This is a genomic window from Cohnella sp. LGH (assembly GCF_017671885.1).
Taxonomy (GTDB): domain Bacteria; phylum Bacillota; class Bacilli; order Paenibacillales; family Paenibacillaceae; genus Cohnella; species Cohnella phaseoli.
This window is the reverse complement of sequence record NZ_CP072117.1, coordinates 2,329,042-2,349,123: the sequence shown is the minus strand read 5'-3', so window position 1 is coordinate 2,349,123 and position 20,082 is coordinate 2,329,042. Positions and strand designations below refer to the sequence as shown.

The following is a 20,082-nucleotide window of genomic DNA, read 5'->3' as shown; positions in this document are numbered from 1 at the left end:
TTCACGGGTGCGATAAAAGAAAACAGTCTTCCGCCTCTATTCTACTTGGAGACGAAAGACTAGACTCGAGAATCGAATTAACCATCGAATTTTTCAAACGACCGCTTACAGCTTCTTCCCTTTGCCCGAGATGATTTTGACCATATCGTTTTCCAGCTTAACCTTGTAGGTCAGACTGTACTTGCTAAGCACCGTTCCTTCGTCGCGGTTTTCCCAGGCTTCGATGGTCGCGGAGATTTGCGCCTCTTTTTCCGTCCCCGACAGAACCGAGCTGCTGGTCACCGTTACGCTCTCCGTGTTCAGGTAGCCTTCGCGGAACTTCTCGTAGGTCGTTTTCGTCTGCCAGTCGCTGCCCAGAACGCTGTACGCCGACACATAATCGCCGCTGCTCAACGACTCGTAAAAGTATTGGACGATATACTGGGCGTCCGCCGCAAACGTTTCTTTCGTATATCCCGTCGTAAAGACGGCGTCGGTGCCCAGACTGGACGATTGCTTCGCCAGCTCCTCGTCCGGATTCAAGCTCCAATCCTCGATCATGCCGGCGATTTGACGATACGGAATGCTAAAGCCGATGCTTCCCTGATCGTTGCCCGCGGAATTGATTCCGATCACCTTGCCGTTGCTTTCCAGCACAAGCGGCCCGCCGCTGTTGCCGTGCGTAATCGGCGCGGAGATTTGATAGACGCCGCGATATTTGGTCGAATCGATGTCCATGTCGCGGTCGACGCCGCTAATGATGCCGGTCGTAACCGTATTATCCAGACCTAAAGGACTGCCGAAAGCCATGACCTGATCGCCGATCTCGATCTTCGTTTCCTTATCGACCGCCATCGGCTCCTTGCCGACCAACGCTTCGACCCGAACGACGGCGATGTCCTTCTCCTCGTCTATGCCGATCACCTTGCCGGGATGAATGCTCATGTCGCTCGTCTTCACCCGAACGCTGAGAGCGCCGGTGACGACGTGGGCGTTAGTAACGACGTCTCCCTTGTCATTATAGAGAAAACCCGAGCCAAGCGACGTGCCGTCCTCCAAAGCCACTTCGATCGAAACGACGTGCTTCTGGCTTTCGCGAATCATTTCTTTAAGATTGGGCTTGGCGTCTTCCTTCACTGCAATATCGGGACTGCCAAGCTGCGATTCCGCATGCACGACAGAGGCGCTCCAGCGATCGTTCAGCTCGTAGGCGGCGAAGCCCCCAGAGGCGAGAATTAAACCTGAAATGACGAACGCAATCCAGTTTTTCATAATCTGCGGTCCTGCCTTTCAGTTAGTTAAGCTGCCACTCGGCGCGGTTCACATTCACCGAGCTCATGTTGTCCTCGTAGTTGTAGAACTCCGCATAGAAATCTCCCTCGTCCCCGGAAGCGAGAAATTCCGGCGAGACATAGACGGAGGCTTGATCCACGGCTTCTCCGGATTCATCCAAAATATCGAAATAAAGGAGAACGGAGCTGATTGAGCGCGTCGCGCGATTTTTGATCGTGCCCTCCACGATGAAGTAGCCGTATTCGTCCGTGAATGCATCGACCGAGACCAACTCAACCGCTTCCGTCCTGTTGGCAAGGTCCTCCTGATTCGCCTTCTCGATCGCTTCCTCGATACGGCGGTTCTCCGCCTCTTCGAACGATTGCTTTTTCTGCTCGACGGTCGTTTTCAGCGTTGTCAGCTTCTTGTTGCTCTCGTCGAACTTCAGCGCCTCTTCCAGGGTGACAAGCGCATTTGCGAACTGCTTGTCGCTGAGCTCGGCAGACGCTTTGTCGTAAGCGATGTCCGCGATTTTCTGCTTGATTTGATTAGCCGCCTTTTGTGCCGCCTCGCCCTTGTAATCTCTGATGACATTAAACAGAGGAGCCAGTTCCTCGACCGCTTTCTTCGCTGGCAAGCCGGCGACAACCTGCTCTACGACGACCTCTTCCTTCTTCGTATCGACAGCGGCGACGAGCTTCTGGAAAACGGGGCCGGAACGGCTTGCCAGCTCCTTCTGCAGCGAATCGATCTCCTTGATCGCCTCGTCGAACTTCTTGCCCTTCCGCTGCTTGTCGGCGTCGTCCAAGCGGGCCTGCAGAGCGATCGCGTCCGTCAGCAGCTTCTGATCCGAGAGCAGCACACGGTGGTCCGGCCGCTTCTCCAGCGCCTTCTCGATCGCGGCCTTGCCTTCGGCCAGCTTACCGTCCAGCGCAAGCTGCTCTCCCTGCTGCAGCAGCTCTTCGACCTGGCGGTTAACCGATTTTTGATACGCATAAATTGATCCCAGCAGCGCCGCTACGATAACCAGGCTGACAATGGGAAGCACATATACAAGAATAGGGACTCGTTTGCGCGAAGCCGGAATGGCCGTCGTATCGCCGATATAATCTTGAATGCCTCTGCCGTTCAAAGCAGGATCAAGGGCGACCGCCGTCTCGTTCTCCTCGGGGATCCCCGCAGGATCCGTTCTCTCCTTCATTTCCTCCGTCTGCCCGACGGCTGCGAGAGAAGCTCCGCAATGATTGCAAAACTTGCTTCCCTCCGGAAGCTCCGTACCACATTTCAAACAAAACATTGCCTTACCCCTTTAAACGTCGTTAGTATGAATCACATTTTATGCAAACAATTATAATTCGACATTTTTTCGATTTTTCCTGCCGAGCTATAACATTGAACATGAGCAAGAGGGTGCGGAGCTAGGTTTGTGTAGACAGAAAAGGACTGTCCCATAAGCACAGCTGCTAAAGATGATCGATAGACAAATAAAGACGTATGTAACTTATGTACCTTTAGTCTCGATTATCGTTCAGAGCAACCTGAAATGCTTAGGAGACAGTCTTATTATTTGTAACGTTGAAAATGGATGGCCGCTCGCGGCATCTACTCGCGTGGCAACTCCCCGTCCAAATACCGCTTCAGCACGATCGCCTGATTGTGCCGTTCGTCCTTCGCCGCGTATAGCAGCGTAACGTCCTGCTCCTTGACCCATGACCGCAGCTGATCGACATGAGGCCGGGCAGCTTCGTCTCGCAGCTCGGCTGCATAGCTCGCCTGAAATTGTTCGAATCGCTCAGGCACATGGCCAAACCAGCGGCACAGCTCCGGGCTGGGCGCAACCTCCTTCAGCCACACTTCCGCACCAACCCGCTCCTTCGTCATTCCCCGCGGCCACAGCCTGTCCACCAGCACTCGAAATCCGTCGCCGGTTTCCGTCTGTTCATAGACCCGCTTGATTTTGAATTGTCCCATCGCCGCAACTCCTTCCGCTTGAATCAAACCGCTGATTGTTTCTTTCATTATATTATACAAAAAAAGAAGAAGAGCAGGGAGCGCATTGGGGACGCTCCTTGCTCTTCTTCTTTAAGTTAGACTCCGGAGTACGCCATAAACCCGCCGTCTACCGGTATCGTAACGCCCGTGACAAAGCCCGACGCGGAGTCGTCCACGAGCCACATCAGCGCGCCTAGCAGGTCCTCCGGCTTGCCGAATCTCCTCATCGGCGTATGGGAGATTATTTTGTGAGAACGCTCCGTCAGCGAACCGTCTTCGTTCGTCAGCAGCCTGCGATTCTGTTCGGTCAGGAAAAAGCCCGGAGCGATCGCATTCACCCGTATACCCGCTTCCGCCATATGCACCGCCAGCCACTGCGTAAAGTTATCGACAGCCGCCTTGGCCGCGCTGTACGCGGGCACCTTCGTCATCGGGCTCGGCGCGCTCATGGACGAGAGATTGACGATCGTCGCGCCCGGCTTACCGGCCATCCGCTTCGCGAATACCTGCGTCGGGATCAGAGTGCCCAGGAAGTTCAGGTTGAGGACAGAGGAAAAACCGTCCACAGTCAGATCGAAAAACGTCTTAACGTCCGGCTGCAGCAAGTCCGCAGCTTCAAAGGTTTCCTTCGTCGTAATACCGTCGGGGTGATTGCCCCCTGCCCCGTTAATCAAAATATCGCACGCCCCCAGCGCCTTCGCCACCTGCTCCTCCGCCGCCCGAACGCTGTCCGAATTCAGTACGTCGCAGGCGACGGCGATCGCTTCTCCGCCATTTTGGCGGATTCGTTCGGCAACCGCCTCTCCTTTGTCGGCAGTGCGATTCAGAACCGCAACCTTTACGCCCCAGCTGCCCAGCTCGACCGCCATCGCCGAACATAGAACGCCGCTGCCCCCGGTAATGACGGCGACGCGGCCTTTCAGATGCTCTTTGTCCGCCATATTTTCAGATCCCCCATTCGTTATTGCGCTTCGTCCTCTCCTCAGAGTCCCACAAAATCGCCGTTTTCGTGCATCCTCACGTTGCGAATAGGATGATTCTCCCTCCTATTCGCGGGCTTCTTATGGTATCTTAATCTCCATCGGGCATAACGCCCCGCGTAAGCTTCGGACAGGAAGGAGCAAGCTCGTATGTCTCATGTTCAAGCCTTCAAATTGAATGAACTGAAGCTCTACTTGACTTACCGCCATACAAGTCTAGATTCCGTTCAATACCAGGGCACCTTCCATGCGCATCAGGGCATTGAAATTCTGATCGTACACGAAGGAAGCGGCACGCTTGTCGTCGACCAGAAAAGCTATGAAGTGGCTCCCGGAACGCTGTGCGTCTTCCAACAGTATCAGCTCCATCATATCCAGATGAACATTCAACCGGGCAAGCCCTTCGTACGATCGGTGATCCAGTTCGAGCCCTCCCTCTATGAAAATTATTTCGAGAAGTGGCCGAGTCTGTTAGCCTTCTTCAAGCAGATCCATACGAGCAAGCTGCCTTCCCCATGCGTCTATGGCTTGAGTGGGGACGAGCCGTTTCACCTGTTGATTGAGCGCTTGGAGAAGAAGCGCCACGCTCTCGGCAAAAACAACGAGCTGGAGGAGTTCTCCCTATTTCTCGTCGCGTTTTTCCATGCCTTCAAGCCGATCTGGGAGCAGCGGTCCGGAAAAACCGAAACGAGTCTTACGCGCACGGTTCATCAGGCCGAGCGCATCCTCGTATGGCTGGAGAATCATTACACGGAGCCGCTTCGTCTGAAGCAGCTGGCCGGAGATCTGCACCTGTCGCCTTACCATCTATCGCATCTGTTCAAGGAATGCACCGGCTCCAGCATCTCCGACTATGTGACGGCCAGACGCATGCAGCAGGCGGTTATGCTGCTGAACTCGACGGATCTGTCCGTCGCTCTGATCGGCGAATCCGTCGGCATCGCAAACTGCTCTTACTTCTGCCGACTGTTCAAATCCCATTACGGCTACACGCCGCACCAATATCGGAAGCTGACCTGAAGGTGTCCTCCGTAACCGTCGTTCCGACAATTGATCGCTTTTCCTGTCACGAACGATCGGTATAGCTGCTCCCGATCGTAATCGTCTGCGTCGTAAAATTATCGAGCGATGTTTTCTTCTCATAGAAGTGCGTCGCCTTCGCCTGAACGCCGCTTCTCGTATAGAACTCATCCTCGTTCCCCAGCGGCAGCTTGACAAGCTCGCCTGTGCTGGCAGATTTATAGATCGCCGTAATCAGCTCCAGCGTTTGCCGGCCGTTGGCGCCGTCGATTAGCAGGGGCGCACCCGTCTCGATTGCCGTCAGCATATTGTCGATCTGCCCGGCATGCCCTTCGTGCTCCACGTCCGGCAATCCGTCATATAGCGCCTGCAGTCGATTTTCAAGCTCCTCGTTCGGTTCGGAAAAGCCGTTAGAAGTCGAGTTCGACGCCTTCACCTTCCATGGAACCGACACTCTTGCCTTTTCTCCCTGAAAAATGAGCTGCTGTTCCTCTCCATGATGAACGACGGAGCTGGTCACTTGACCAAGAGATCCGTTGGCGAATCGCAGCATACCGATGGAAATGTCCTCTACCTCGGCGTTATCGTGCGCCACGTTGCTCATGAACGCCTGAACCTCCGTCGGACTGCCCATCATCCACAGCAGGGCGTCGATGTGGTGTACGGCATGGTTCAGCGTCGGGCCGCCGCCCTCCTTCTCCCATGTGCCGCGCCACCAGAGATCGTAATAGCAGTGGCCCCGCCACCAGAATGAGTCGACCTGAACATGGCCGATTTTGCCCATCAAGCCGCTGTCCAGTACCGCCTTCAATTTCATCATCGGCGTTTTGAACCGATTCTGGGCAACCACAGACAACCGTTTTCCCGTCCTTCGTTGAGCCTCGATCATCCGGTCGCACTCCTCCAGAGAGGAGGCCATCGGCTTCTCTACAATTACGTGTGTACCCGCTTCCAACAATTCCGTTGCAAGCGTCTCATGCGTGTAAGGCGGCGTACAGATCGACACCAAATCGACGTCTTCCTGAAGCAGCTCCTTATAATCACCGATCGCCCTCGCATTTAGACTGTACTGCTCGATCCGCTGCTGCGCCTTGTTTGGATAAATATCGCAGATCGCCACAATGCGGCAGCGCTCGGGAAAACGCAAATAGCCTTCTATGTGCGCTCCCGAAATCGCTCCCGCTCCAATGACAGCTACCTTCAGCAACTCAGTTAGCCTCCTTGCGTATCGTATCATCTCGTCAAGCATATCAAGGATAATCGGCAGCAAGTGATACTACTTTGTACAAAAATAACACTACTTTGCGGTAACGAAGAAAGCCTATTCCCCTTATGAAAAACAAAAAAAGAGTTGTCCCCTAGGGCGTGTTTGCATACTCCGAGGACAGCAGATTATGCCGAATTTTCGTTCCATGCAAGGAACTTTTGTGAAGGCGTACCGGGGGTACGTCAAGCAAAAGTGACGCAGCAGGGGGCGAAAAGGCGGTGAAAGCTGCCCCCGAGCGGGTTTGCATACACGCCCTAAGCAGCGCTGCGAGAGATAATCGACTTTGTTGTCGATTATTTTCACGGCAGCTTGCTTGGCTTAGGAGACAGCCCTTATTTCCACAGCGGCTAAATGCTCGCCTTCCGCAACAACAGAAATCGACGCGCCCGGTTCTTCGTCACCACTCCGCGACGCTGCCGTCCGCATGGCGCCAAAGCGGATTTTTCCAGTCGTGTCCGACCTCCGCCATTTTCCGAACATGCGCCTCGTCGATTTCGATGCCAAGCCCCGGCCCATTCGGAATCGCGACATAGCCGTCGGTATAGGCGAAAACAGAGGAATCGGTCACGTAATCGAGCAGATCGTTGCCTTGATTGTAATGAATGCCCAAGCTTTGCTCTTGAATAAAGGCGTTATGGCACGTTGCGTCCACCTGAAGACAAGCGGCTAGCGCGATCGGTCCGAGCGGGCAATGCGGAGCCAGCGCCACGTCATAGGCTTCCGCCATGCTCGCGATTTTCTTGCATTCGGTAATGCCGCCGGCATGGGAGACGTCCGGCTGAATGATGTCGACATAACCGTCCGAGAGCAGATGCTTGAAATCCCAACGCGAAAACATCCGTTCCCCGGTAGCGATTGGAATTTGCGAGGCGCGGGCGATCTCCCGAAGCGCTTCGTTGTTTTCCGGCAGCACGGGCTCCTCGATGAACAGAGGGCGGTACGACTCCAGTTCCTTCGCTAATATTTTCGCCATCGGCTTGTGAACTCTGCCATGAAAATCGATGCCGATGCCAAAATGAGGACCGACGGCTTCTCGAACCGCTGCGACTCGAGCCAACACTTCGTCGATCTTCTCGTGCGTATCGACGTATTGGAGTTCCTCCGTCGCGTTCATCTTAACCGCCTTAAAGCCCGCCGCCTGTGCGAGCAAAGCCGCCTCGCCGACATCGGACGGACGGTCTCCGCCGATCCAGGAGTATACCTTCATTCGATTGCGGCAGGCTCCACCCATCAGTTGATAGATCGGAGCTTGATGGAACTTGCCTTTGATGTCCCACAGCGCCTGATCGATCCCGGCGATCGCGCTCATCAGAATCGGACCGCCGCGATAGAAGCCGCCTCTGTACATCGTCTGCCAGTGGTCCTCGATGTCGAGCGGATTTCTCCCGATGAGATAGCCGCTTAGTTCCTCGACCGCCGCTTGCACGGTTCGCGCCTTGCCCTCGATGATCGGCTCTCCCCAGCCTGAGATGCCTTCGTCCGTCTCGATTTTGAGAAACAACCATCTTGGCGGTACGACAAACGTTTCCATTTTCGTGATTTTCATTGTCCGCTTCCTCTCTCCTGAATCGCGTTAAGCATGTCTTGAATGTGGGCTTTCATTAATGCGCGCGCCTGCTCCGATTGCCTTTCCTGGATGGCGATGGCGATCAGCCGATGATAACCCGCCGCCTTCTCCCGCATATGGGGCAGCTTGTCCGTTTCCCTTCGTCCCTGCGCGGACAGCTCGGCCACAACGCCCAGCATCTGCGCCAGCAGCGGATTGTCCGCCCCTTGCGCAATCTCCTGATGGAACTGCATATCGGTCGTAAAATGATCCTCTCCGGCAGCAAGCTGCGCCTCCATCCGATCGGCTAACTCACGGATCAGCCGGGTTTGCGGAACGGTACCCCGCACGGCGCAATAAGCCGCCAGCTCCGGCTCGATCGCCAGCCGCGCCTCCAGCAGCCGCTGCAGCGAATGGGTCTCCATCCCCCGCAGCCTGTCGCCGGGATCGCTCAGCAATTCCGGATCGGTGCTAACGAATAGGCCTCGACCATGCTCGATGCTGACGACCCGACGGCTCTCCAGCACGCGAAGCGCCTCCCGCACCGCAGTCACACTGTAGCCGAAGTCCTCGCCAAGTTGGCGCATCGTCGGCAGTCGCTCGCCAGCCTTCCACGCACCGGAGCGTATTCTCTCTTCCATCAACCGCAAAACTTCTTCGTGAGCCAGCTTTTTCATCTTCATCTCGCCACTTTTATTAAGATAATATCTTTTCGTTTAAAAGATATTATCTATTCAGCGAAATGTCAATCGCTGCTCGAACAATAATGAGCCCATGCGCAACGGCATGGGCTCTTCTCTTGATGCAGACTGCGCTTGGATGTTAGTCTCCCGCTTACTTACGAACCCATGTGACATCGTCCAAATAAATCGTCTCGCCGGTCCCGAAGTTCATTACTTCAAACCCGACCATCGCTTTGGCGACCGGCGTCCCGTTGATCTGCTCCGGAATAGGAACGGTCCATTTCATCTCATGCCAATCCCCATTGCTGACGGTAGCGGATAAAATTGGCCCCGCATACGCACTCTGTAAATTCGCACCGTCCGCCGACTGAGGGATGACGAACATCTGAATCGTCCCGTTTGTCGTCAAGCCTTGCGGCTTATACAGATAGGCGGTAAATTCATAATCTCCGTAACCGGTTAGCGAGACGGACTGGCTCGGCCAGATCGCCCAGGTTGCTCCCGACAGCTTAAGGCTGATCTGCCCGGATCTGGTTTGTTCGCTGCTTCTTGCCGTGACGCAGGCCTGGTTGCCCCCGCAGCCGTATTCCCAAGGCCGGGCATGGACTTCTGAGCCGTATCCGAATTCGAAAGAAGAATTCCTCAGCGCGGAGGCTTGCGCATCGGCCGCAATGGGGATTTCCGGGCTCAGTAATGTATTCTCGCCTTTATACGTCACCCGGTACTGGACCGTTTGGGCCATATGAGCCGGGGTGACACTCTGTACAGTTAACGTTGCCGTATGCGCGGCGTCATTCCAGCTAATTGCGATTGGTTGCTCGACCGTCGCCTCCTCCCCATCCACAATCGCCTGTATCGTGAAGTCCACAGCGGCAGGCACTGCATCCGGAGAGTCGTCGAAGACAGCTTGCACCGTTCCGTTCTCCCCGGTTACTGCGATTAGCGGCGGATCGTCAGCCGACAATTCCGTCAAAACGAAATCGTCCACATAAACCCAGCCTGCGCCTGCCGGCTTGTAAATGACGATCGTCACATGCGAGAATCCTTCAGGCGGCGTAAACGTAACCGAATAATTCCGATACTGATCCGAATTCACCGTCACGTGCGCCCCTGTCAGGCCAACTCCCGGAACGTCCCAGAAGTTCATGCCGACCAGATTCGCATTTGCCCCTCCCGAAGCTTTTCCATAAAAGACCAGCTTATAGGTTTTGCCGCTCTCCACGAATACGTCTTGCTCAACGCTGCTCGCTTGCACCCTTACCGCCTGATTGCCGGAGTTAGCCTCATTCGTCAGCTCGGCAATGGTGTCGGAGAAGCTGAACCATTCCGCCATTCCACTCTCAAAGCCGGGGTTCTTGACCGTAGTTCCGTCCCGTGACAGCAAAATCAGCTTCACTGCGTTCCGCACGGCCGAAAAAGGCGAGGTTACGGACAATTGTTCCATGCGTTCCACGATCTCGCTATTCGGGTGATCCGCTATCCAGCTTGACAGTGCCTTGATTTCTTTGCTCGAAACGCCTCCCCAATTAAGCGCCCCCCGATATTGGAAATACAGCTCGTGCGTTTGGAGGTCCGCAAAAAGCGCCTTTCTCTGATCCATCTTGGCGTTTCTGTCCAGAATGTTGTCCAGTATGTCCGCCGCTTCGGCATCGTTTGTCGGCACGGCGACCTCGGCAATCATGTCCGTATAGCTCATCTTTGACAATTCATAATATCCGAACATACGCAGCAAGTCGTTCGCCCGCTTCTTCTGCCGCTGCGTCTGCGCCTTGGCGACGACGGATTCGAGAAGCTGTCGGCTTACGGCAATTTCCGCCAGTGATACGTCCCTTAAGTAATCCGGTGAATTCAAGGGCATAAAGTTCGTTCTGACAGGCAGGTTTTTCCACGAGCTGTACCATTCGGTGTCGTAGATGTCCTGCTCCCAAAAACGCTGCCAATTGGCATAGTAGGCTTTAAGATCGGGCGCCGCCTCAGGCCCGACCGCCCGCTCGTACCAGTCGTCCAGCAGCGCTACCGCATCCTGCTGCGGATCCCATTGCAGCTTGGCCGACAAATAAGGCTTCGGCCCCTCCCCGAAATTCGCATAAAGCTCGCTGTAATAAGCCCCGACTCCAATAGAGGCCGCATAGCGGTATTCGTCCGCGAGCAGTTGGAACGGCGTTCTTGGCAATACGTAAGGAGAACCGTACACATAATCGTAGAAGGCTACCGTCGCGCCCACTTGCGCCCATGCTTCCGACAGAGCCTGCGCCTGCGACTTCATGTCCGGGTCTCCCCATGATACGCGCTCATCGGTAATATAGACGACCACCCTCGGATCGAGCTGCACATGAACCGGCGGATCGTACACGTTAAAATAGGCATAGGCGCCAAGATATTTGTCCGGATGCACGGCGAAGACGCCCTCCGACACTTTGTCCACCCAATCGAAATAAATATCGGACATATCCACCATGCCGATGGAATTCAGCTTTGCCGCAGGATCGGAAGAGTCCGCCTCGCACCACTCCGTTGTGTCGTTCATTCCTAGCGAATAAGAGGTGGCATCCGGATTCGCAGCGAAATAGTCGTTGATGATGCGAACGGCCTCATCGACAATGCCGTTCGCCTGCAAGCAGGGATGCTCCGTCTCCCATCTTTTGTCTATCGTTCCCGGCCTGTAAAATTGCGGGTATTGCGCTACCGGGAACATTTGAAACAGGTTGTGCGTGAACTTGATCGTATCGTGCATGCGCAGATTTTGCGCCCACTCGGCGCGAACGGGCAGTTCCACAAGCTGCTCTTCAAATGCGCGAGAGAAGAAGGCCGGTTCTTGCCGCACCTCATCGCCGACCGGGACGACTAGACTTGCCGCCTGCGGAACATCCTCCCAATCCTCTCCGGGCATAAGCCACCGCACGCCGACGTAACGCTCCAGAAATTCGTCGACGCCAAACTCCGTTCCCCAAGCCGTCGGACCGGCAATCGTAATTCTGCGGCCATTCTGATGAATGACAAAGCCATCCTCGACCGTCCCATCCAGCAATTGTGCTTGCTCCTGCTCGGTCAGCCCTTTTTTCCCGAGATAAATTTGAACGCCTTCGTACGTTTCGGGCAAGTCTTGCAGCGTCTCGTCCTCACTTCCGGTCACTGGCGCGTCCTGGTCGACGGCATCGGTATTGATCAACGCCGCATCGTCGATATAGACCGTTTCACCCGCAGCGAAATTCGCGCCCTCGAACCCGGCCAGCACTTTGGTTACCTGCTTCCCGTTAACCTGCCCAGGAACGTTCAACGTCCATGTCATCTGCACCCAGTCGCCGTTGCTGACGGTCGCAGGCGTGATCGGCCCTGTATTCTTTTGCAATTCCGTTCCGTCGTTCGCAAAGAAGTTGACGAACATCTGAACCGTCCCGTTTGTCGTCATGCCCTGCGGCTTATACAAATAAGCGGTGTATTCATACTGTCCATAACCGGTCAACGCGGCGCTTTGATTCGGCCATACCAGACTCGTTCCGGACAATTTCAAGCTGTATGCTCCGGTTCTGGCTTGTTCGGCACTTCTTGCCACCAGACTGGACGGCGCTTCGAAGCCTCCGTTCCAATATTCCCATGGCTTGGCGTTGGCGTATCCGGTATACCCCGCCTCGAAGGTGCCGTTCTTAAGCAAGGAACCCCGCGGATTGGCAGGAAGGAGAATCGTCCGTCCGGAAAAAGGTTCCCCGCCTTTATATCTGATTTGATATTTCAAGGATTGCTGCACCGTCGATTTCTCGACGCGCGTAACGGTCAGTGTCGCCGTCTTCGTATTTTCGTCCCAGCTTACATCGGCTGGCTGCTCGTTAATAGACGCAATGCCGTCAATGATCGTCTGCACCTTGAAATCCGTCGAAGCAGGCTGAACTAGAGGCGTTTCGGCAAATTCAATCCGAATCGTCCCGTTCTCCGCCGTCACTCTATCCGAGTTCAGACGATCGGCTAGGAGGGGCAGCTCGACTCCCGTCGATTTTCTAATATAGCCGATCAGCTTGCTGGCAGCGGCCAGCGTCTGATCGTCGGCCGTGCCGCTGACGACCACCGCGGCCTCGGCGCTTCCTTCATGCACAATTGTCAGCTCGGTGTCCGGCTCAGGGCTTGGTTGCGGACTTGGACTTGGACTAGGGCCCGGGCTTGGACTTGGACTAGAGTTCGGATTCGGTTTTGTTGGAGAAGTTGTGCCCGAACCGGACGCATTGCCTCCCGTCTGCTCCCTGTCTACCAACTTCGCTTCGATCGTCGCAGTAACCTGAATGCCGAAATTCACTTTGTCCGGCCATTTGCTCAGTTTGGAACCGCTAACACGAATGTTTGCAAGTCTAATCGTTCCGGCTCCCGTAACGGCTGCAATCGCGTCGAAGGCGAACGTTTCAACGACCGTCCCCTGCTTCAGCTCTACCTTGACGGTAACGCCAATCTGGCGCACTTGCTCGAATTGACCGCTCAGTGTCACTACTCGCGATTTGGCCGATTCTCTTATATTGATTTCCACATTGCGGAAGCCGATCTGCTCGCCGGTCAATTCCCCTTCCTCCAGAATCCCCCCGCTTTGCATCACGACGCGAGTAATAGCAGTCGCGCCGGAGACGAGGATACGAACCGGACCGCTCCGTTTATTCACAATAAGCGTACCCAGCAAACGGGAATCCTTAAGCTTCACGCTGTCAATCCCGCCGCCGAATACATACGTCTTCCCTTTGACCGTCACGTTGTTCAGCAGGACATCGCCTTCACCGACGCCTTGTGCAATGTAAAGGTCTCCGGCAATCACGAGATTTTTCAGCTCTATGCCTGCAGTATTTACAACCACATTACCGGTAAAATCCCGTTCGTAGGTTCCTTGCTCCTGAACGAGCGCTCCCATCACATTGTCGATCATACGCACAACTTCCGCTCTGGTGATATGTTCTTGAGCAGCGAAGCGATTGCCGCTTCTACCGCTGATGTACTTGCGGCTTTGCAGCGCGGCAACGGACGCGGACGCATAAGGGGAAATCTGCATGTTGTCGCTAAACCCTGCATCCGCCGCCAGTTCATCCTCCAGCCCGAAAGCGCGGGCAACGATGACTGCCGCATCCTGCCTCGTTATCGCAGTTGTCGGATTGAACTTGCCCTTGTCCGTACCTTGAACGATACCGGCTGCATAGCCGCTGGCAACCGCGCTGGCATACCATGCGCCGCTCTCTACATCTGAGAATGCATAAGCGTCCGCACCCTGCTGCGGCAAGTTCAGCACACGATCGATCAGCGCTGCAAACTCCGCTCTCGATATCTCATCGTTCGGACGGTATCGTCCCGCTCCGTCTCCGGTCAGCAGTCCGTTACTTGCCCAACGCAGCATCGTATCCTCCGCCCAATGTCCCGACAAGTCAGATAAAGCGCTTACTTTTTCAGCAATGCTCTTGCCTGTTTCCGCGCGAACCGCTCCCCCTCCTCCCCAGAAAGAAACCATTATGCTCATCGCAATTACAATCGGCAGTACACGTCTATTGACTATACTTGTCACCCAATAACCTCCCTCTATCGAATGAAAGACTTTGACCGCATTGCAGCCTGCTGGAAAATGAGGGGCTTGCGCCCCCTTCTCCGTCATTGCGGCGTTCGGCCGGACTGCGCACCAAAACCGAACACCATCAGGTATTCTTCGAACACCTTCTCGAAGCCCGCCTCCGCCAAAGCCTCCATCGCCGCCTCGTTCGTCGAACGCAAATAATGCGCCATGCGCTCAATCGGCGCATCATAGGGTCCATACACTTCCCCGAGCATAAAACGGACAACGTCCCGGCCATCTTCGCGCGCTGGATTCGCCTCGCAGTGCGTCATCGCCACGCCGCACAGCAGCCCTTCGTCATTGACGCTCCGGGAGAAGAGCGCGTATCCGACAACCTCTCCCGCGCGATCGTATTTCTCGTTCAAATACTGCTGGAAGCCGACGTTCCACAGCTCCGTAATTTCCGCCAGTGTGCAATCGCCAATGCTCTTGATTGTTAACGCGTTCACTGTCCATCCCCTTCAGGCCGGTCCCACAGCTCCTGAATGGACTGGAGCGTATATTCCACCAGCAGCCGACCTCCCTCGGGTCCAACCAACCCGTTAAACAATTGTGTGCTGTATCCTCCGCTGACCACTGCCTCAGCCGTTGGCAAATAGCCGCCGGAGTCGCAAGTCAGCTGCGACACAAGCGTCATCTTAGCCGCACTGCGAGCCCTGAGCTGCAGGCCGTAGGCCGTAAACAGCTCGAACGGATTGGTGACCAGCGTCGCCTCCCCGATTCGCAGCGTGTGCATTTCAAAGCGGAAAAATTTCATCCGCTGCAGCTGCTTGTACCGGTTTTGCACGCTCCAGGCTTGAAGCAGTTCGTTCTGTCGCTCGAAGCCAAGAGATTGGAAGTACGCCGATGGTTCCTCCTCCGACTCGCAGCGCTTGCAGAACTTCTCCCATTCCTCAAGCGCGTATTCAGCTTCCACCTTGGGAACCATCCGCAGCGGAAGCTCCACCTCTTGGATCTTGTGTCGAAACACGGGCGTATCCTCCCGCCCTAGCCGCGCCTGCTCAAACGCATCTTCCATCGTGCCGACCAGCTTGCGGGCCGCCGACCTCAACTCGTCGTCGACGCTAAGCTGTGAATATCGGCGACGGATCAGGTCAAACGGCGCTTGATCCCCAGCTGCGCCGATTATACCCAGCACATGCACGTCCCGCTGCCATCTGTCTCGGATCAGATGACGTACTTCGCCGAAATAATCGGCGGACACGCGCCGATCGCCCTCGTTAATCTGCGCCGGGCAGGCAGCGTTCACAACGACGCCGGTCAGCTCGCCGCTGCGATCCCAGGTGAACAGCATGTCCACCCGATGATCCTCCGGCCCTTCGAAGCCGTAAAAATGCGTCGCATCCAGCTTGCCGTACATGCTGGCCGTACCGTCGTCGTACAGGACTCTGCGGTTATACCCGAGCGCGGCATGACCTTCTCCGCGGCTGATCGCGCCGGCGCTTCGGCTCGTCCACGCCTCTGCAACCGCCTCGGCGATCCGCCCAATCGCAAAGCTTGCGTATGTCTCAGGCGTCATCGCTTCCGGCGGCTGGCGCGTCCAGAACAGCGGAATCCATAGCGATTCGCTATAGGTGTACGGCGCCGTGTGTGTATGGGTGGCGTTCAATAGGATCGCGCTCGGATCAAGCTCCGGGACGATCTGCCGCACCCGCTCGCGCACGCCGATCTGCACATGCTTCTCTATCGCGATAAGATCGCAGCTAACGAGAACCGCCTGCTCTCCGTCCGCACCTTCCAAAGCAAGCGCGGTCGCCATCAGCGGATCGCGCGTTTCGCGGGCAATTCTCTCGTAAAATTGGCCGGCCAACGCCGCAGGCTCCGGCGGAGTGATCTCTTTTCTACCCCAGCCGATCTTCATCGCATCCCTCTCCTCAAACAACCCGATTCATTCCGCAAAGGTTAAGCGAAACGTTGCAAAAGAAACCGGAGCCGGCACGCTTTCTCCGTGCAGCGTAAGCCGAATGCCGCCGTCCGGATGCGCAGCCGCGCTCGCATCGGCCTCAATCCAAGAGCCGTCCCGCGTCAGCCGCTCGACGCGCGCCAGCTCTCGACGCGTAGGAATCCATAGCTGGAGTGAAGGATACGTCTCCAGACTGAAATTCGTCAAGCCCAGCAGCGCCTCCGTACCGCCCTCCCACCAGACGGGATACAAGTTGACTCCCTGCTCCACCATGGCGGGATACTCTCCATCGGTCAAATAGGACATGAGGTGTTGGTATAGCCACTGCCGTCCCGTCTCCTTAAGCAGATCCCCCGTATGAGCGACAACCGCCATCGGATACGGCTGCTTCGTCACAATCACACCGGGAGACTGCAGCCCGCCCAAATTATCGTAAAGCTCGGACCATACCTCGGCTCCTTCTCCGGCCGAAAGGATATAATTCGTGTGCAGCGGGATATAAAGCCAGGAAACGACATCCTTGTTGCGCAGCCAATCCGGGGCATGAGGAGCCGTGATCCGTTCCAAGGTTGTTCGCTGCGACATATCGCCTTTCTCCGCGCGAATCGGACAGTCGTGCACGATTCCCCGTGCGCACAGATGGTAGAACGCCTCGGAGGTCACGATCGCGCCTTGCTTCAGCCAAGCCGTTATCGTCTCCTCCGCGTAAGCCGTCGCTTCATTTATAGTGAGCAGCGTCGGCGTACGGTCGTCAGGCGCAACAGGGATTCCGATGCGGGTCAGCGCATGCTGGAACCGCGGCAGCGGAGCTCCGTTCAGATTCATACCGGCCGTGACTGCCGGATCATTGGGGAACGGCAGCGACGCACCTTTGCGGGTCTTGCCCGTCAGAGCATCCGTGACCGCCTGCAAATAATCTTTGAGCGGCCCCAGCTCCTTCCGGTAATTGCCCGAAACGTCGTCAAAACCGAGAAATCCGTCATTGATGCTTAGCGTCAGAAGGGGACTGAAGCTCACCGTAAGCAAATACAACTCCAAAGCAAGACCACGTGCAGACTTGCCTCCAATCGTCCAAGGAAATTGCTCGATTTCCGAACCGATTCGGCTCGGCTCCGTAATCATGGCAGCCATGGCGTCGAAGGTCACGCAGCGATCGAGAATGCCGGGCAGGTGCTCGTCGGTGTAGCTCGCGCCGCCAATCCTGACGTAAGGCTCCGGCTGCCGCTCCGTTCGCAGCGCTCGGATCTCGGCGTCGAGATGCCGGCCGTTGCGCAGCATCATCTCCAGCGTATTGGTCATCAGCCCCATGCGGATGTTCGGGTTGACCGATTCGGAGGCATCGCGCAGCAGCGCGCCAAGCTCAACAAGGACGTCTTCCTGCAACAGCCGCCAATCCTGGCGAAGCTGCAGCTCCTCGGCCGTGCAGCTCTGCGGATCTTTCAGCAGCGCAGCCTGGATCTCCTCACGACTGTACAATACGCCCGTTCTCTCGCCGAACTCTTCCAGATGGCGATCGCAGAAGCATAAAAACGCATTCGTATCCTCTCGACCAAACAGTCGGTAATCGTCATCGATCCAGATCGCGTCGACATCGAGCGAAGCGAACAGCTTATATGCCTCCACGATGTAACGGCGAAACTCCGGACAAAGCGGGCAAGGGCAGCCGGTTTCCTTCCTTCCCTGTCCGTCGACCATATCCGTAAACGCTTGGGCATGCTCGGCAGGCAGCATATGGGCATGCCCCATCGTCACGTAGTAGTTGACCATCGGACTCATTCCCGCCGCTCGAACTTCGGCGAACCGCTTGGCGAACAAAGGCATCCGCTCGCGAAGCGTGTCCAGATCGGGATGATTCGCTTCCAGATGCGTGCTGAACGCCATGACCGCATCGGCGCGAATGCTCCGGGCATACGCCATAAACGAAGCCCAGAGCGCATCGTCCTGCAAAACCGGCAGCAAAGGGCGCAGCATATATTGGACCTTCTCGGGTTGTAAACTCGTTTTATTCATCAAAGCCGATTTCCCCTTCTTCGCAGATGCACGCATCGCGCATCCGGTGTTATTCTTTAACGCTGCCCAGCACAATCCCCTTGATAAAGAAACGCTGCAGGAACGGATAGACGATCAGAATCGGAAACGCGGCGACAAAAATCTGCGCGGCGCGGCTCGTTCGATCGTTCATCAGCGCGAACAATTCCGCATCGCGCGAGCTCAGATAGGCCGGATCGAGCTTGATAATAATCGTCTGCAAGAAGCTTTGCAGCGGATATTGCTCCGTGCGGGTAGAGAGAATGAGACCGTCAAACCAGCTGTTCCAGTGGCCGACAACGGCAAAGAGCAGCAGCGTAGCCAGCGCAGGCATCGACAGCGGCACGAAAATCCGCCAGAGCACGCGGAAATATCCGGCCCCATCCAGCTTGGCCGACTCCTCCAGTTCCTTAGGTAGGCCGCGGAAGAAATTGAGCAGGATGATCACATTAAAGATAGGTACGGCAGACGGGATAACCAGCGCCCAGATCGAGCCGATTAATCCAGTATCCTTAATGACCATGTACCACGGAATCAAACCGCCGCTGAACAGCATCGTAAATACAAAGTACCAGGCGTACATCGTTCTTCCCGGAAATTGACTATTTTCCTTCGACAGCGGGTAAGCGATCAGAATCGTCAGCAGCATATTCAGGAACACGCCGATGGATACACGCTTAATCGATACCCAGAAGGCGACCAAATATTCTTTTTTACCAAACACATTCTCATAAGAGGCCAACGTCCAGTCGACAGGCCAGAACGTCACCTCGCCCGCGGTAACGGCGGAAGCCGAACTGAAAGACAGAGCCAGAATATGAAGGAGCGGAAGAACGCAAGCAATAGCCAGAAGCAACAGAAAGCAATGATTCATAACGGAGAACAGGCGATAACCGCGTGACATCCTAACGCCCACTGTACCCCCTCCTTAATACCATTTCTATATTAAAAAATGCGATAGTTGGCTAATCGATAGGCCAGAAAGTAAGAAATAGAAATAAAAATGAGCGAAACGACGGACTTAAACAAACCAATCGCCGTGGCGATGCCGTACTGCGCTTTCTGGATACCGATCCGGTACACATAGGTATCGATGATGTCGCCGGTCTCGTACACAGGCGTGCTGTACAAATTGAATACTTGATCGAAGCCGGCATTAAGCACGCTACCGAGACTGAGCGTGGCGAGCAGTACGATGATCGGCAGCATGCCCGGCAAGGTCACATGCCATGTCTGACGCCAGCGGTTGGCTCCATCAATCTCCGCAGCCTCGTACAGCGTCGGATTAATGCTTGTCAGCGCCGCCAAATAGACGATTGTACCGAAGCCGAATTCCTTCCACACATCAGAGAAAACCAAAGTAAAACGGAACCAGCGATTGTCGCCCAGAAAAAAAATCGGCTCAATGCCGAGTAGACCCAACGCTCTATTTACCAGCCCCTGTGAAGGAGACAAAAGATCGATTAGAATGCCGCCCAGAATAATCCACGACAGGAAATGCGGCAAATAAATCAGCGTCTGAACGGTGCGCTTAAACACCGCCTTCCGAACCTCGTTAAGCAGGAGAGCCGCGATAATCGGCGCGACCAGCCCGGCGATCATTTTCAGCAGGGCAATAATAATCGTATTGCGAATAATCTGAGGGGTATCCGGAAGCGACCAGACGAATTGAAAGTTATCCATTCCGATCCAGGGCGATCCGAAGATGCCTTTGGACGGCATAAACTTCTTAAATGCAATGGCCAGTCCGGCCATCGGACCGTAGCTGTAAACGAGCACCAACAGAAACCCGGGGAGAATCATCAGGTGCAGCGGCCAATATTTCCGCAGTGCGGCGACCATT

The 20,082-nt window shown here is 55.5% G+C and carries 14 protein-coding genes; 1 reads left to right on the top strand and 13 read right to left on the bottom strand.

All coding sequences use genetic code 11. The features are described from left to right. Positions 1-105 precede the first annotated feature (105 nt). From J4772_RS09420 to J4772_RS09405, 4 genes are all read right to left on the bottom strand, one after another. The gene (locus J4772_RS09420) at positions 106-1,251 is read right to left on the bottom strand and encodes a S1C family serine protease (protein WP_209075029.1); all 1,146 of its coding nucleotides are present in this window, start codon (positions 1,249-1,251) and stop codon (positions 106-108) included. Positions 1,252-1,273: 22 nt separating this feature from the next. Then, complete coding sequence (locus tag J4772_RS09415; RefSeq protein WP_209075028.1) at positions 1,274-2,548, bottom strand: FxLYD domain-containing protein; 1,275 nt, start codon at positions 2,546-2,548, stop codon at positions 1,274-1,276. A 305-nt stretch (positions 2,549-2,853) separates the two neighbouring features. Beyond that, positions 2,854-3,222 carry a DUF488 domain-containing protein gene (locus J4772_RS09410; protein ID WP_209075027.1) on the bottom strand — a complete coding sequence of 123 codons (369 nt, stop codon included), beginning with the start codon at positions 3,220-3,222 and terminating at the stop codon, positions 2,854-2,856. Between the two features lie 116 nt (positions 3,223-3,338). Beyond that, positions 3,339-4,184 (bottom strand): SDR family oxidoreductase, encoded by an 846-nt coding sequence (locus tag J4772_RS09405; protein ID WP_209075026.1) that lies wholly within the window; start codon positions 4,182-4,184, stop codon positions 3,339-3,341. Positions 4,185-4,373: 189 nt separating this feature from the next. Here J4772_RS09405 and J4772_RS09400 point away from each other — a divergent pair, with 189 nt between their 5' ends. Then, positions 4,374-5,243, top strand: coding sequence for an AraC family transcriptional regulator (locus J4772_RS09400; RefSeq protein WP_209075025.1), 870 nt, complete (start codon positions 4,374-4,376; stop codon positions 5,241-5,243). Between the two features lie 46 nt (positions 5,244-5,289). On the opposite strand, the gene J4772_RS09395 is transcribed toward J4772_RS09400, so the two are convergent. The 9 genes from J4772_RS09395 to J4772_RS09355 all read right to left on the bottom strand — a co-directional run bounded on the left by J4772_RS09395 (position 5,290) and on the right by J4772_RS09355 (position 20,081). Then, positions 5,290-6,450, bottom strand: a complete 1,161-nt coding sequence (locus tag J4772_RS09395; RefSeq protein WP_209075024.1) for a Gfo/Idh/MocA family protein — start codon at positions 6,448-6,450, stop codon at positions 5,290-5,292. 457 nt (positions 6,451-6,907) lie between these two features. After that, on the bottom strand, positions 6,908-8,056 hold the full coding sequence (gene dgoD, locus J4772_RS09390; protein WP_116058723.1) for a galactonate dehydratase: 1,149 nt from the start codon (positions 8,054-8,056) through the stop codon (positions 6,908-6,910). Beyond that, entirely contained in the window at positions 8,053-8,733 is a 681-nt protein-coding gene (locus tag J4772_RS09385; RefSeq protein ID WP_209075023.1) for a FadR/GntR family transcriptional regulator, read from the bottom strand. The genes dgoD and J4772_RS09385 overlap by 4 nt, the downstream gene beginning before the upstream one ends. A gap of 157 nt (positions 8,734-8,890) precedes the next feature. Continuing rightward, positions 8,891-14,263 carry a DUF4838 domain-containing protein gene (locus J4772_RS09380; protein WP_209075022.1) on the bottom strand — a complete coding sequence of 1,791 codons (5,373 nt, stop codon included), beginning with the start codon at positions 14,261-14,263 and terminating at the stop codon, positions 8,891-8,893. 83 nt (positions 14,264-14,346) lie between these two features. Continuing rightward, the gene (locus J4772_RS09375) at positions 14,347-14,757 is read right to left on the bottom strand and encodes a hypothetical protein (protein ID WP_209075021.1); all 411 of its coding nucleotides are present in this window, start codon (positions 14,755-14,757) and stop codon (positions 14,347-14,349) included. After that, positions 14,754-16,169: a hypothetical protein gene (locus J4772_RS09370; RefSeq protein ID WP_209075020.1), complete on the bottom strand. Its 1,416-nt coding sequence runs from the start codon at positions 16,167-16,169 to the stop codon at positions 14,754-14,756. Before J4772_RS09370 ends, J4772_RS09375 begins: the two co-directional genes overlap by 4 nt. Positions 16,170-16,196: 27 nt before the next feature. Continuing rightward, positions 16,197-18,221, bottom strand: coding sequence for a hypothetical protein (locus J4772_RS09365; RefSeq protein WP_209075019.1), 2,025 nt, complete (start codon positions 18,219-18,221; stop codon positions 16,197-16,199). A gap of 49 nt (positions 18,222-18,270) precedes the next feature. Continuing rightward, complete coding sequence (locus tag J4772_RS09360; RefSeq protein WP_116058927.1) at positions 18,271-19,143, bottom strand: carbohydrate ABC transporter permease; 873 nt, start codon at positions 19,141-19,143, stop codon at positions 18,271-18,273. Between the two features lie 41 nt (positions 19,144-19,184). Continuing rightward, positions 19,185-20,081 carry an ABC transporter permease gene (locus tag J4772_RS09355; protein WP_116058717.1) on the bottom strand — a complete coding sequence of 299 codons (897 nt, stop codon included), beginning with the start codon at positions 20,079-20,081 and terminating at the stop codon, positions 19,185-19,187. Position 20,082: the final 1 nt, after the last annotated feature.

Bases quoted from the DNA above. Each gene is read 5' to 3' on its own strand.
- J4772_RS09410 (WP_209075027.1), bottom strand. From the start codon at position 3,222: ATGGGACAATTCAAAATCAAGCGGGTCTATGAACAGACGGAAACCGGC.
- dgoD (WP_116058723.1), bottom strand. From the start codon at position 8,056: ATGAAAATCACGAAAATGGAAACGTTTGTCGTACCGCCAAGATGGTTG.
- J4772_RS09360 (WP_116058927.1), bottom strand. From the start codon at position 19,143: ATGTCACGCGGTTATCGCCTGTTCTCCGTTATGAATCATTGCTTTCTG.
- J4772_RS09365 (WP_209075019.1), bottom strand. From the start codon at position 18,221: ATGAATAAAACGAGTTTACAACCCGAGAAGGTCCAATATATGCTGCGC.
- J4772_RS09400 (WP_209075025.1), top strand. From the start codon at position 4,374: ATGTCTCATGTTCAAGCCTTCAAATTGAATGAACTGAAGCTCTACTTG.
- J4772_RS09415 (WP_209075028.1), bottom strand. From the start codon at position 2,548: ATGTTTTGTTTGAAATGTGGTACGGAGCTTCCGGAGGGAAGCAAGTTT.
- J4772_RS09405 (WP_209075026.1), bottom strand. From the start codon at position 4,184: ATGGCGGACAAAGAGCATCTGAAAGGCCGCGTCGCCGTCATTACCGGG.
- J4772_RS09385 (WP_209075023.1), bottom strand. From the start codon at position 8,733: ATGAAAAAGCTGGCTCACGAAGAAGTTTTGCGGTTGATGGAAGAGAGA.
- J4772_RS09420 (WP_209075029.1), bottom strand. From the start codon at position 1,251: ATGAAAAACTGGATTGCGTTCGTCATTTCAGGTTTAATTCTCGCCTCT.
- J4772_RS09370 (WP_209075020.1), bottom strand. From the start codon at position 16,169: ATGAAGATCGGCTGGGGTAGAAAAGAGATCACTCCGCCGGAGCCTGCG.
- J4772_RS09355 (WP_116058717.1), bottom strand. From the start codon at position 20,081: ATGGTCGCCGCACTGCGGAAATATTGGCCGCTGCACCTGATGATTCTC.